The sequence below is a fragment of the Streptomyces sp. NPDC005648 genome, assembly GCF_040605395.1.
Taxonomy (GTDB): Bacteria; Actinomycetota; Actinomycetes; order Streptomycetales; family Streptomycetaceae; genus Streptomyces.
The window spans coordinates 1-14,059 of record NZ_JBEXCS010000096.1; the positions used below are offsets into that span (position 1 = coordinate 1).

6 protein-coding genes and 1 other RNA gene are annotated in these 14,059 nt (G+C 65.5%); 5 read left to right on the forward strand and 2 right to left on the reverse strand.

What is annotated here, in order from left to right; translation table 11 throughout:
- Positions 1 to 596: 596 nt before the first annotated feature.
- The 5 genes from ABZT17_RS36950 to ABZT17_RS36970 all read left to right on the forward strand — a co-directional run bounded on the left by ABZT17_RS36950 (position 597) and on the right by ABZT17_RS36970 (position 12,231).
- A complete protein-coding gene (locus ABZT17_RS36950; protein WP_356355760.1) occupies positions 597 to 2,555 on the forward strand; it encodes a zinc-ribbon domain-containing protein in 1,959 nt (652 codons plus the stop codon).
- Positions 2,556 to 2,607: 52 nt separating this feature from the next.
- Positions 2,608 to 3,011, forward strand: an RNA gene (rnpB, locus tag ABZT17_RS36955) — RNase P RNA component class A.
- Positions 3,012 to 3,404: 393 nt separating this feature from the next.
- The gene (locus tag ABZT17_RS36960; RefSeq protein ID WP_356355784.1) at positions 3,405 to 3,716 is read left to right on the forward strand and encodes a hypothetical protein; all 312 of its coding nucleotides are present in this window, start codon (positions 3,405 to 3,407) and stop codon (positions 3,714 to 3,716) included.
- A gap of 199 nt (positions 3,717 to 3,915) precedes the next feature.
- Complete coding sequence (locus tag ABZT17_RS36965; protein ID WP_356355761.1) at positions 3,916 to 8,250, forward strand: hypothetical protein; 4,335 nt, start codon at positions 3,916 to 3,918, stop codon at positions 8,248 to 8,250.
- Positions 8,251 to 8,544: 294 nt separating this feature from the next.
- Complete coding sequence (locus ABZT17_RS36970; protein WP_356355763.1) at positions 8,545 to 12,231, forward strand: hypothetical protein; 3,687 nt, start codon at positions 8,545 to 8,547, stop codon at positions 12,229 to 12,231.
- Positions 12,232 to 12,373: 142 nt separating this feature from the next.
- Here the strand turns inward: ABZT17_RS36970 and ABZT17_RS36975 are convergent, their stop codons facing one another.
- Together ABZT17_RS36975 and ABZT17_RS36980 are read right to left on the reverse strand one after the other, a co-directional pair.
- Positions 12,374 to 12,985, reverse strand: a complete 612-nt coding sequence (locus ABZT17_RS36975; RefSeq protein ID WP_356355765.1) for a hypothetical protein — start codon at positions 12,983 to 12,985, stop codon at positions 12,374 to 12,376.
- Positions 12,966 to 13,754, reverse strand: a complete 789-nt coding sequence (locus tag ABZT17_RS36980; protein ID WP_356355767.1) for a hypothetical protein — start codon at positions 13,752 to 13,754, stop codon at positions 12,966 to 12,968. The genes ABZT17_RS36975 and ABZT17_RS36980 overlap by 20 nt, the downstream gene beginning before the upstream one ends.
- Positions 13,755 to 14,059: the final 305 nt, after the last annotated feature.

A 14,059-nucleotide genomic window follows, 5' to 3' on the forward strand; every position in this document is an offset into this window, starting at 1 on the left:
GCGTCGGCGCGGAACTGTTCCTCCTCGTACGCCAGACCCTCCCACTCACCTGCGGGGACGTTCGAGGGCTGCCCGCCCGAGCCCCCGGGTAGACCGCACGAGGCCGGTGGCAACACCGGCCCTAGATGGATGGCCGTCGCCGGGCGGTTCGCGAGGACCTCCCGGAACAGAACCCGGCGTAACATCCGAATGTCGCTGCCATCCAGCATTCTCACAGGTCAGAGCGCTGCGGCGGGATGAAAATCTGCGGCCGGGTCGAATCCGGGTCGAATTTCGCCGAGGGTGTGCAGAGCGACGTTTCCCGCCCGGGGGCGAGTTGACGAAAGTGCTGTGAGCAGCGCAAATGCTTTCGACGACCGGACACCTCGGACGATATGAAAATACCGTCCGAGGTGTCCGGTCCGGGCGAATATGGATGATCCGGGCATTGGTGCGGCTCTGTCAGACTCCGCTCGTATTCTCACGCCGTGAGCGCATCTCAAGATTCGGAAGCGTCCGTAAGCGGCGTGGCAGCTCTCGACGCCTGGCCGCCTCAGCCGGCGCCGCTCGACACCGGGAGCCGGGGGCGCGAGGACCGATTGCGGATGCTTCGGCAGATGCGGTCCGTCTGGGAGGAGAACAACCGAGCACGCCACGAGCGGATCAAGAAGGAACTCGCGGTTGCTCAGGCGCGGCAGGCCGAAGTCACCGCCTACTGGAATCAGCACAAGACCACGGTCGTGGGCCGGTGGGACAGCCGTACCGGTGGGCGTGGAGAAACCACGATTGCGGATATCCCGGAGGTCTCGGCGCAGTGGCACCAAGACAACCGCGTCCATCCCGAGAACGTCTCGGCGACAGCTCAGAGACGCGGCGAGGTCAGTCCGTACATGTGGCAATGCCCCCTCGCCTTCGGCCACGAGCCGTGGCTGGCCTGGCCCAAAGACCGTATTCAGAAGGGTGCAGGGTGTCCTGAGTGTCGTCGATTGACCCGGCTCGCGGACCTTCCGACGCTGGCTGCTCAGTACCGTGGACAGATACCGGCGAGCGACATCACCCACGCTTCACACGAGAGTGTGCCGTGGGCCTGCCGGACATGGTCGGTCGATCCAAGTACCGGAGTTTGGCGGCCGGTTGAGCACCGTTTCGGAGCGGTGGTCAAAGAGCGCGTGCTTCAGGGGAACGGGTGTCTGGTGTGCGCGGGGTACGTGATCGACGACACGAACTCGCTGCTCACCTGGTTCCCAGAAATCGCGGACGAGTTGGATGCTCCGGACCTTGATCCGCGTTGGCTGCCGACGAGCCAGCACAACATTTCACGAAAGGATGCTGCTGGAGCGGGCAGCGCAGGCACGTACGCGACCTTGTCCTGGAGGTGCCGTCACGGCCACGTGTGGGAGGCCACGATCCTCAACCGTGTCCAGGGCACCGGCTGCGGCAAGTGCTCGACTTCTGGGATATCGAAGGAACAGGTCCGGCTGGTGGCTGAGCTGTCGGGACTCATCGACCTTGTACCGCCGACGAGCCGAGACCCGCGGCTGCCGGACGGTGTGCCCGACTTCGCCTCGCACCGTCTCACAGTTCCGCCCGAGCACAAGCCGGTCCACTGGCGCTACAAGGACGTCGAGGTAGACGCGGTCTTCCAACTGCCTCATGGCGTCCGTGTAGGCCTTGAGTACGACGGAGCTTTCCACCACTCGACCAGACAGAGAGACCGCCGCCAGTACGAGAACGACAAGAGCCGGGTACTCGTTGAAGCAGGGATCCTGGATCTGCTCATTCACGTGAGAATCGGCGATCTGCCGGAGATGGAGGCTCCCCATGCTCTGGTCGTAGCGGTACCTGAACGGGCCACGGCCTACCAGCAGGCCAGCGCAGTGGCCTCGGCTCTCTCGGAGCGCTTTCCCGAGGCTATGCCGGGTCTGGACGCCTATCTCAACGGTGGCACGGCCCGGCACGAGGCTGCTGCCGATGCCTACATCACCGCAGTATGGGGCGAACTGCGTCCTCCGCGCCGAAAGCCGGAGAAGGCGGCCCCGCCGACACCGCGCCGCCTCTCACTGACGGCCCCGCATGCAGACAGCCTGCTGTCATCCGTTTCCGAGCCCTATCGGAATCCGGAAAACCCAGATGAGATCGTCCGCGACTACCGGTGCGGTTGCGGCAATCCCGAGATCATCACTTCTGTCCAGTCTCAGGTCACTTCTGGGAACACCCGTAGTTGTGGCTGCCTGGCCACACAGGCCAGGCAGCGTCCGCGGCCAGCTATCTCCAAGACTGAGACGCACGCTGTCCGAGCCTGGGCTCAACAACGGGCGGTAGCCATCGGTGGCAGCGGGCGGGTCCCGGACCGGGTGACGGCTTCCTTCCGACTTGACCAAGCCGGGCGTAGTGATCTGCTCGGCCCGGATGGGCTGCTTACCGAGGCGCGCGTTCATGAGTGGGCAGTGACCGCAGGACTTCAGCTGGGAGCGAGGGGCAGAGTGACCGGAGAGCTCTGGCTCGACTACTCCACGAAGGAGCTCGCGGCTGGGCCGCAGATCAAGGAAGCTCTGGATCCGCTCGTCGGTCACTGATCGAAGAAACAAGGACTCGCGCCTGGTCGGCTAACATGGTCGATACGGCAGACGAGCCGGGCGGACGGCCGCGTGGAGTCCCCTTAGGGGCTTCCCGAGGAACGTCCGGACTCCACAGGGCAGGGTGGTGGCTAACGGCCACCCGGGGTGACCCGCGGGACAGTGCCACAGAAAACAAACCGCCCAGTGCTCAGGCGCTGGGTAAGGGTGAAACGGTGGTGTAAGAGACCACCAGTGCCCAGGGCGACTTGGGCAGCTAGGTAAACCCCACCTGGAGCAAGGTCAAAAGGAGCGCCGTAAAACGCTCTCTGCGCGGACGTTCGAGGGCTGCCCGCCCGAGTCCGCGGGTAGACCGCACGAGGCCGGCGGCAACGCCGGCCCTAGATGGATGGCCGTCTCCCCGGCCGCCGCGAGGCGACCGGGCGACAAAATCCGGCGTACAGCCCGACTCGTCTGCCGCCAGATCTGTGACTGGTCTTTTGGCCCCGGCGGGGCCCTTTTTCCTGTCGGGGTGAATCCCGGCTTCTACCTGGGAGTTCCGGTGGACGTGTGCGCGGTGTGCACCGGCGGTGAACTCGGTGGCTGAGGGTGCGGCGGTCGCTCATGAGCTCCTCACGAATTCGATGCCGACGACCGGGCGGTCGTCGGCATCGAATCAGACCGCGGGCTCCAACAAAATGGGCAACCCGCCCGCAGGGCCCGTGAGCTCGTGGGTTCGGCTACGGTCGCGGTTTCGCAGCGTCGCCGCAAGGGCGGTGAGCCCTCGATGAGGACCGCCCACGAGCCCCGACACGACGGTCTTTGCGCGGTTGACCTTGAGACCTGAGTGTGCCGGGGTGCGCCTTGGTGGTGGCTTTGGTATCTGCATATGCCTTCTACGTTCAGGAGCGGTCGTTTGCTCTTCGGGGCGGGGCGGACGGAGTGAGCGCCGCGCTGTGGCCGCTGTCGGTCGACGGGTTGTTGCTCTTGGCGACGGTCGGCTTGCTCAAGCCTTCTCGGCACGCCAGCAGCGGGGTAGGACGAGGAACCTTGGGTGTGGTCGATCGGATCCCTCTCCGCGTCGTTCAAGTTCAGCCGTCGGCGACCCACCAGGTGTCGCGCAGGGTCTGGCCTCGCTCGTGTCGCACAAGGGCGGGACGACAGTGGTGCCATCGGGCTTGATGCGGGTGATGCGCAGCAGCTGCCTGGTAGTAACCAGCGGGGAAGAAGTTGAGAACTAGAGATAACTGGTTACAGAATGTCCTGCTGAGGGCACTCCTCGAACCGGTCATTACGGAAGCCCCGACCGGCGTCCGGCGCCGGTAGCGTTGTGTGTGCTGGGTGGTCTGGCCCGGTTGTTCCTCTGCTGTGGGGGTGTCGGATGGCAATGGCGGGCGGTGCCGCGGACAAGCTCAGCAATCGGTATGAGCACCGGTGGACGGCCCTACAGGTCGGGCTGCTTCTGCGCGGAGAAGCGTCGAGTATCCGACTGGAACCGCCGGGCGCTGAGGGCCAGGGCATCGAGTTCGAGATCCGGTTTCCGAGCGGGTCTTGCTGTGACCAGGTCAAGGACTACAGCACGCGCTGGACCTTGCACAGGCTGGCCGAGGTGCTCCGCAAGGTGGAAACGCATCTTGCTGCAGGGAAGACGGTTCGCTTGGTGTTGTCGATGGATGCGGCGGAACTCGACAAGCTGTGTGAACAGGCGCGGGCCGCCATCACGTTTGAGGAGTTTGAGAGGATTCGGACGGGTCCTCAAGGTGAGTTCGCAGCTGTGGCCGGAAACTGGCCGACGGCCGACAGGGAGACTGCCTGGCGATATCTACAGCGGATCCAGGTCCGGCATCAGCCAGGAGAGAGCCTTCGGAACGAGGTCGCCTTGAGCTACTCGTTCCTTGTACAGGACGACCCGGAATCTGTGGTCGCCATCCTGCGTGACTTCTTCGACGAGCATCTCCACCAGGTTGTAACGGCACCTATGGTCTGGTCGTACCTGGAGGGGAAGGGGATCAAACGCCGCTACCTCGTCGGCGACACCAACACCGAACGTGCTCTTGCGAGAACCGTCGACGGTCTGTCCCTGCATGTCAAAGACAAACAGCCTGCGTTCGGCTTGGCGCTGCGCCCTCACACGGACAGGTTCATCGAGCGGCTGACTGATCGAGACGGCTCTCAGATCCTGCTGTGCGAAGGCCGCGCGGGTATGGGCAAGTCCACGGTGGTCTGCGAGGTCGTGCAGAAGCTTCAGGCACAGGGTTGGTACGCGGCTGCAGCGCGTATGAACACGGTGGGTGCCAATACCCTGAGCGCCGTTGCCCTCGGCAGAGCGATGGAACTCGTTGATTCGCCGGCGGTGGTCCTTGCGAATGTCGCGGATGGGAAGCCATCGCTTCTGGTGGTCGACCAGTTGGATGCAGTGAGCACCTACAGCGGAAGGATGTCCGAGGTATACGGGGCAGTCGCCGAGGTGTTGGAGCAGTTGCGCCATGAACCCACGGTCAAGGTCCTGTTGGTGGCCCGCACGATCGATGTTGAGGAGGATTCGCGACTCAGAGAACTCGCCGCAGACAGTGACCGCGTGGAACGCATCCAACTCGACGAATTGAGCGACGAATCCGTCCGCGCGGTACTGCAGGGAGCCGGGACCGATCCGACATCCCTGGACCCCGAGACGTTCCAGCTGCTCAAGCTGCCCCTGAATCTGTCGGTCTTCAGCCGGCTATCTCCCACCGCCCGAACTAGTAGCTACCGCACCCTGCAGCAGTTGTACGATCAGTTCACCAGGGAACGCCGCCAAGCCGTCGAACCCAAACTCAGGCCTCGATCCTGGGCGGACATCACCACAACACTGGTGCAGCACCTGAGCGACCGCGAGAGCCTGACCGCGCCTCGTCTGATCCTCGACGGCTTCGATCAAACAGATGTCCAGCTTCTGGAATCCGAAGGCATCCTCGTCTCGGAGACAGGCAACCGCATCGGGTTTTTCCACGAGTCCTACTTCGACTACCTCTTTGCCCGCAGTTTCATGTCCGGCTCCTTGGCGCTGCACGACTTTCTTGGCGGCTCCGGGCAGGCCCTGTTCCGCCGGGCTCAGACTCGCCAGATCCTCGAATACAGCGAGGCACTCGACCGGAACCGTTTCCGCTCCACGGTGCGGCAGTTGCTCGCATCTGAGACGATCCGACCGCACATTAAGGACGTCGTGATCGCGGTTCTCCGGCAGCTCGATGCCACGGCCGAGGATTGGCGTGAATTGGACGACCTCGCATGGGGTGGCTCTTTCGTGGCACCCAAGATCCTTTCCGTGCTGGGGCAGCCGTCATGGTTCGATGCCGCCGACCACGACGGACGCTGGGAACCTTGGCTCGCTGACCCTGCCACAGCTGGACACGCATTCGCCCCACTGCTTGATGTCGCCAGCCACCGCACCCAGCGAGTAGCTGCTTTGGTTACACCGCACGTCGGCTCATCCGACATCTGGCGGGACAGGCTGCGCCAATTGGTCTTCTGGGTCCTGGAGGGGGACCTAGAGGGGCTCGTCATCGAGCTCATCCAACGTGGCGAACTCGACCCACTGTCCGGGCACACCGACGACGGCGACGCCCTGCTCATGAACCTGCAGTCGCTTGCACAGTCCAATCCGCAGAGCGCCACCCGAATTTTGGGCGCGTACCTGCGTCGAGCCGTCGCACGCGCTTCCCAGGGCGGACATGAGGATCCGTTCAAGGCTGGCCTGCTCACCAACTACCCACCTACCGCCCGCGAGGTTATCGGCCAACTCTCCAGCGGCGCTCCCGCCGTCTTCGTCCACCAGGTACTGCCCTTCGTGCTCGACTTCGCAGGTGCTAAGTCGGCCAACGGCGGGCAACCGCTGCCGACCCGCATGTATCTGGGTGCCTACGAATTCGGATCTCTCCTCGTGCGAGGCATCGACGAAGCACTGCGTGTCCTCGCCCAAACGAACCCCGAAATCGTAGATGCGACCTTGCCCCGCCTTACGGCGGTCAACGGGCCAGAGGCCAACTACATCGCGTCCCGCCTTTACACCGCGGTCGACAAGCCAGACGAAGCAGTGGAATGGCTGCTGGCGGATAGCTGGCGACGCCAGAGCCTGTGGGACGAGGTGACCTGGGCCAGCCGCGACATGATCGCATCGGTATCAGCCCGGTGCTCCGCCGAGAGCCTGGACCGGCTTCTCACTTCACTTCTGAGCTTTCATCCCGCCTGGGACACTCCGGGAACCCGTGGCCATAGCAGGGTCGGCCTTACCCAGTACCGGCTTCTTTCCGCAGTCGACCCGAACCGTGGCACGGACCAGGTACGGCGGAGGCTCGGAGAATGGGAACGCAAATTCGGCATCGGCGTCCTCACCCCGGTGCCATCGAATTACATCCGTGGCACCGAATCACCGATCAGCGACGCGGCCGCCACGAGGATGAAAGATATTCATTGGCTGAAAGCCCTTGCCATCTACGCCGAGCCGAAACGCAACACCCACTGGAGCACCAGAGAAGGGGCTGACGAACTGTCCCTGACTCTGGGGCGTCAGGCGGAGCGCGAGCCGCAGCGGTTCGCCTCACTAGCTCTCAAGCTCGACGGCAACTCGCCACTCGCCTACTTCACCGCCATCCTCCGCGCTGCCTCGCCATCCCTCGGCACCGACTGCTTCGCTGCGTTGTGTGCTCATATTTACCGATCCTGCGGGCCCGGCATCATTAACGAACTGTGCCGCGCGATCGAGACGAACCTCGCCAACACCGACCGGAATATCGTCGGCTTGCTCGAAGAATTCTCCAACGATCAAACGGCCGACAATGGCTACACCACAACCGAGGATCTCGTCACCGCAGGGATCAACACCGCGCGCGGTCAGACTGCCTGGGTCACAGGGGCCCTCCTGACCCACGGAGATCGGAATCTAGAAGTCCTCGCCCGTATCGCAGGGAACCTGGCTCACGATTCAGTGCCGGCCGTACGCGCGTGCGCCGCACTAGCAGTACACGCCCTCCACAAACACCAGCCCCGACCAGCCCTGGCCCTCGCAGACGAGCTATTCGCCCAAGCCAATGCCAGCCTCTACGCCGCATACCCCGTCCGCGACCTTCTGATCTTGGCACTGCAACAGGACACGGCCCGCTTCAGCCACTATCTGGCCCGAGGCCTGACTCTGCCAGAGGGTGCGGGCAATAGCGCAGGCCAAATCTGGGCTATCCTCGCAATGTGGAACATTCTAACCCCGGATCTTCCGAGTACAGTCCGAGAGTTGAGCGACACTGCACGAAACGGCGTTGCTCAGGTGTCCGCCGAGTATCCAGATCGCTCCCTAAGTTGGCTCCCCAGCCTCTTCGAGGACCCTGACCCCACTGTCCGCAACAGCGCGGCCCGAGCAATCCACAACATCGACCAATTGCATGTAGCCGCCCAGAACGGTTTCGTTCAGTCCTTTGTCCGCAGCCCAACTTTCTCGGACAACCAGCGAGACGTCTTCATCGCACTCAACCGACAGACCACTCCAATGCCTCCTGCCGCTATCGAGGCATGTGAGCAGGTAGTAGCCCTAGACACTGACCGCCGACTGACCGGGCACTACCTCATCCCGGTCCTGCTACGCCTGTACAGGCTGGGCAACACAGCTGATCGGTCACGCTGTCTGCAAATCTTCGACCATCTGGCGCTCACTGCGGATCTCTCAAGCTTGGATGCAGTCAGACGCTAAGAACAGGTTCTCCGACCATGGAGGCGTTGTCACGCCCATTGAAGATCCACCGCTTGCGACCGGGACCGCGCGGGATCTGTGCGACTGGGTGGAGAGCAGGGACAGGGCGGCGCGTGGCGGCGGTGTGGCTGTCGGACTGCGGATTGCACATGCCGCGTCCAGGCCCTGTTCCAGCCGTGACACTGTGGCGGCGTAGGCCGTGATCGGTGATCGCACGATTGTCAACTCAAAAGTGCCGTCTGGGCACTTGCTGCCACCCTGGCATCGTCAGGATCACACCCTGGGAGCACTGCGATGACCAGCCAGCCTCCGCCCACCTCCGCGCAGCAGCGGCGCGTGCAGTGGAAGACCATCGACACGGCACTTGCCCCCTACTCGACCGAGTCGCTGCTGGTCTTGCTGGAAGCCGCGCTGATGGCACCGACCTGCTCGCGATTCCATGACCATCTCCTGCTCCTGTGGACGCGCGTCATTCGCAGCGGGCGCCGTTCTGGTGCGGTGGTCATGGCCGAGGTGCTGCCGGTCCTCGTTGAGGCCGCGGTGCAGGGTGCTCCCGGACGGGGCGTTCTCACTGAGGGGGAGCCGAACGACGTACGAGCTGGTGTGCGCTTCGCTGGAATGCTGCTGCACCCGGGGGACCTGGATCACCCCCTTCTGGTGCTCCGCAGCCTGCGGCTGACGGCATGTGCCGTCGACGAGCACCTGCTCGGCGCGGTCGGGTTCGGCCTCGGCGACGTCATCGAGCTCGCTGTGCGCTACACCGACCGACGGATGAGGGAGTGCGTGTATGCCTGGCCGACCTCCGAAGAAGGCCCGGGCGAGACGATCTCATGCTGGCTCACCCATGCCAGCGTGGATGCCGTCGCGGTAGCGGAGCGCGACTGCCTCGACGACATCGTCTCTGCCTGCGACCACCCGGAGCGCGCACACCGGGCGCTGGTGTGGCTGACGGCAGACATCGGGAAGCTGAAGCTGAAGTACGACCCGATGCGACAGCTGCTCGGCCCCGTGTTGGCTGTACGGGCCCACGGTCGGAGGATCCCAGTACCGGCCAGCGAAGCTCTCCAAGCCGTCACGGCTGCCGCCGAACAGCTCCTGCGACAGCTCGGATTCAACCAGTACCTGGCCCAGCGCGTTCAGGACCTAGCCGTGGTACGGGTTGCCGACGTACTGCAGTTGGAAAGCGTTCCCCGCCCTGACGAAGTGGCCCGGATCAGCGCACCCCAGCTTCGCTTGGAGGTCGCGGTCGTCAGTGCGCTCCTCGACGGTGACCTGGGGCCGCGAGTCGAGGCCGCCCGGAGGGTCCTGCTGGAGGAGACCTCACCGGAGCAGGGACGGCTGGTGGTGTATGCGGGGCCGCGTTTCCTCGTGCGCGAGGTGGTCACCGACACCCTCCTGGTGCATGTCGAGGAGCTCGCCGAGATGGCAGCCGATGCCGGCGGGAACCCGGCCACGCTGGCCCTGTTCGTATGGGAGATGACCCAGCATCCGGGAGTGGATGCGATCGCCTACCTCCACCTGCTTGATGCGTGGGGCGGCTGGCGCCGTAACGGCACACTCCTTGCGCCCGGCGAATCCGCGCCGGAGGTTGCCGTCGTCCCGCGGCGAGGCCGAGACCTGTCCTGGGACCGGGCCGCGACCTGGGCACCGATCGACAAGGTCCTCGCGGACGCGGGCCTGCCCGCCTCCGTGGAGTGGACAGCCACAAAGATCGTCGACCTCCCCGATGGAGCGGCGGGGCTTCAGGCGGACCTCCACCACTACGCAACTCCAACTGCGGCTGCGGCCGTGAGTACCCACCCGCCGCTCGCCGTGACTGTCTGCCCCAGCCCACCCGGCGAGGCGACGCTGGACTTCCCGGGCCTGATCGGCCTGGCCGACGCGATCCGCACCACCATCACCGCCCATCCTGTGATCGCCCGGCACTTCAACCTCCCCGACCAAGTCCCGATCACCGTGGATCTGGCCCAGGCCCTGGCGGACCCGGCGCAGTTGCTCGACGACGGAACAGACACCGAGGCCCCTGCCGACGGCCTTCGCCTTCTTGTCTCCGTCGATCCGCCCAGCGCTACCATCCGACTCGTCATGGGGCCCGATTTCCTCGGGGCGTTCGCGGGTGACGGACGCGAAGGACACCGCGCCCTGGGCCACGCCCTCCACCACTGCGCCAGCCAGGTCCGCGAAGGGCGAGACGCAGAAAACGGCCCCGATACCGAACCCTTCACCGAGGTGTGGAACCAGGCCGACCCAGTCCTAGCCCTCAACGTCTTCGAGAACCCGTGGCCCGCTCAGACCCCCGAGTACGCCGTGCCGGACGGCGAACACGTTCAGATCCGCGCCCTGCGTTCCGCGGCAGCGGCCGTCCGGGAAGCCGGGGCCCCAGCCGGCCTGTGGCGCGGGCGCGACGCCGTGCGCCCGGCCGAGCAGATCCTTCACGCGCTGGAGGCGTTGCTCGACACGGAGATCCGCTCCTTCGAGCCCGCACTTACCACCGAACTGGCCCATCACCTCAACGCCGCCTGGTGCGCCCGGACACACCGCCACCACGAGTTGCTGTTCAATCTGGCCGCGCCCTGGGCCGACAACTGGGTAGGGGAGGCTCAGCGGCGTACATCCGACGACTCGGTGGCTACCTCCGCGCTGAACCTGCTCCTGCAGGAGGCACTGGCCACGCCGCCCCAAGGAGATCGCGCCGTCGACCTACTGGCCGTGGCCGACCTGATCGCCCTCGCCGAACTGATTCTGTACAGCGGGATCACAGCCGTCGCAGGAGCCCGCGGACTGCACGGCCTGGAACTCCAGGTACACGCCACCGGCGTCTTTCACATCGACCAGCCCGGCGCCGAGGACCCGACCGCCACCGCCACACACCTCGGACTGGACCAGAAAGCGTGGACTCGCGCGCGCCACCACCACTGGTTGGCCCAGAGTCGGCAGAGCACCCTTGCTGATCTGCCGGCCCCGCCTCACGCCGGGCCCCGGCCGCACAGGACGCCGGGGGCGTTCACCGCCCTCCGGCCGGCCCCTGGCTCTTCCCTCGCCCGCGCTGACCAGGAACTGTGCCGGGCGTGGGGCTTCGGATTCGACGCCCTCGGCGCAGTGCTCGGCACGGCAGTGGACTGGCCAACTGGTCCCGAGGGATACGGCATCACCACGCCCGATGAGCTGGCCCGCGAGGCGGCCGCCTGGTCAGGCGTGCCCATCTCGGAAACCCGTGCTGCGATCGACCCACTCGTCCTCGACCGCGGCAACGCCGCCGATGACCGCGAGCACCGGTACACGGAGGTCGAGCGGCGCCCACGGCTCACCACCCACCCGCTGATCTCCGCAGATCCGGGGCAACTGCTGCTTCTTCCGTGGGTGATCCACACCGCGCAGGAGGTTTACGCAGCCGCTTTCCAGGATGGACGCCTGCCACACCGAGACCTGCCCGCGCCAGTCCGCGGCGCCCTCGCCAAGCACCGCCAAGCCATAGAACAACAGCTGGAGAGGGACATCGCCGCCACCGCGAACCATCTCGGACTGCCCCACGTCGCCAACTTCAGAGAGAAGGACGCCGAGCGCGTCGGCCTGCCCACCACAGGAGGGGAGATCGATCTGCTCATTGCTGACCCTGCGACCGCCCGCCTCTGGGTCGTAGAGGCCAAGCACCCCCACCCCGGGCACGCGCCGCACGCAGTAATCCAGCACATCAAACGCTTCACCGACCCGAAGGACGGCTACCTGACGAAGGTCCGGCGCAAGGTGGACGCGGTCGCCTCCAACCCTCAGGCCGCTGCGCTCGCCTGCGCTGCTCCCACAGACGGCACCTGGCGCGTCGTGCCGTTGATCGTCACCCAGACCATCGACCCCACGGCATTCATCGCCGACCCGAAAGTAGCCTTCACCATCACCGACTACCTTGACCAGGTTCTGACCACTCCAGCAGACCCCGGGCCGGGATGGTGGACGCCACCCGATGAGTACACCGCCAGAAGTTGATCAGACTGAACCGCTGCCAGACTCGCCGCCCAATGCTCCTCGCCGTGAGGACTGATCAGCGGACCGACGGTCGGCGGACCCGACCTCGGACACAGAGTGCTTGCCTGCAACGTCATCGCCCAACACGGGGTGTCGGCGCGATTCACAGTGCGCGGAGGCGGCGGCGTGTGCGGGGCGGCTCGGGCAGCAGTCGCATGGCCATGATGGAACCGTCCTCGCGCAGCGAAACAGGTCCGTCCCAGTCGTCCTGGCGGCGGACAGCCCGCCACCTCGAACGCAGAGCGTGTGCGTCGCGCCGGTACTCCTCCACCCGCCCATCGCGCAGGTGATCGAAGAGGCTCGCCTCAAGACCAGAGAACGCCTCCACCCGCGTGCCGTTCAACCGGAAGACGTGATCCGTCCCGACAAAGGACATCCCGCCGATCTCGTGATCGATGTCCTGCACGATTCCCGTACCGGCATGCGTGAAGCCCTTGAAGTGTCGCTTGCCCTGCCGCTCCGTCAGGTACTGCGCCGTTGGCTCACCGCCGCCGGTGAACCCCATCAGTCCAGCTGCCCCTGCCTGCGCGAGGGCCCTGCGGAACCACGGGTACTGGTCCGGCATCATCTGGAAGCCGCTCACGCGTTGCTCGCCCTCGCAGTCAGTGCCCGGGACGCGGACGTCGGGGTAGATGTTCAGGTCCTGCAGTTCGCGATCTGCGTTCAGTGCGTCCGGTGGCATCGGCAGGGAGCCGTCACCGGGGGCATGCAGCACGTGCACGATGATGCCGCCCTGCCCGAGCAGCTCCCGTCGACGTCACCAGGGTCGGCGTCTGATCCCAGGGGCCGATGTGTACCGCCTCGACCTGCGCTGAGGCAGCGGCTAGCTGGGTGTTCGCGTAAGAGCCCTTCGCATGGGTCCCCTTGCACGCGAGAGGGACGACCTTCGACGGCTCGCCGGGCTTCCACGCCTCCAGGAGGAAGTCGGGACGCAACTTCACCCAGTCCCGTCGCTTGACGTCCTTGCCCGCCAGCGCCCAGCCCGCCTGCAAGGCGATGTCCGCGTCCACGACCGAGATCAAGTGGTCCGGGTACCGCTTCTTGAGCGCTCGCTCGGCGACGGCGAGCGCGAATCCGATGCCCAACTCGCCAGACTGAACAGTCCTGTAGTGGCGCCTGGGGTTCAACCCTTCTTCCGAAAGCGCCATATACCGACCAGGGCTGCCGTCCAGTGCCTGGCAGTACTTCAGACAACCCCAGTGCTCGGCCAGCCCGCGCCCGGCTCCCTGCCGGGACAGCACAGCGGCACGCCCCAGCGCGTGCAGCACGTCCCACGGAGTGAGCCTGAATGATGGACCGACCTCGGTGGCAGGCAACGCCCTCAACCCCGGCTTCCGCCGAAGCGGTTCGCGCCCGTCCTCCCGCCGTTCCTTGTCGTCCTTCGCAGTGGCATCGGCAACGGCTCCCGCCAACGCGCTGGTCGAGTCGATCTGCACACTCCAGGCCTCCACCAGTTCCTTGAGCACCTGTGCTGCTTCTGCCACGGCTTCTCCCCCTGCGTCGCATCGGTGGCGTAACGACAAGATCGAGAAGCTAGGTCGGATACGACGGGCGCACACAAGGGGACATACCCGCGCACAGTCCGAAAACGGACGCCAGAGCATCTGCCGTGCTGCTCGACGCGGCCAGGGCCTTGCCAGGAGCCGAACCCCGGTCGAAGGTTCGAATGGGGGCAACTGGTACTGCCGCGAATTGGCTGGGCCTCTGTGAGGGCTGCAGAGGGAGGGGCGGTCAATCTGCTGAGGCGGTCATCGAAGCAAGGAGCGGCTGAGGCCGCCGCCCCTGGACG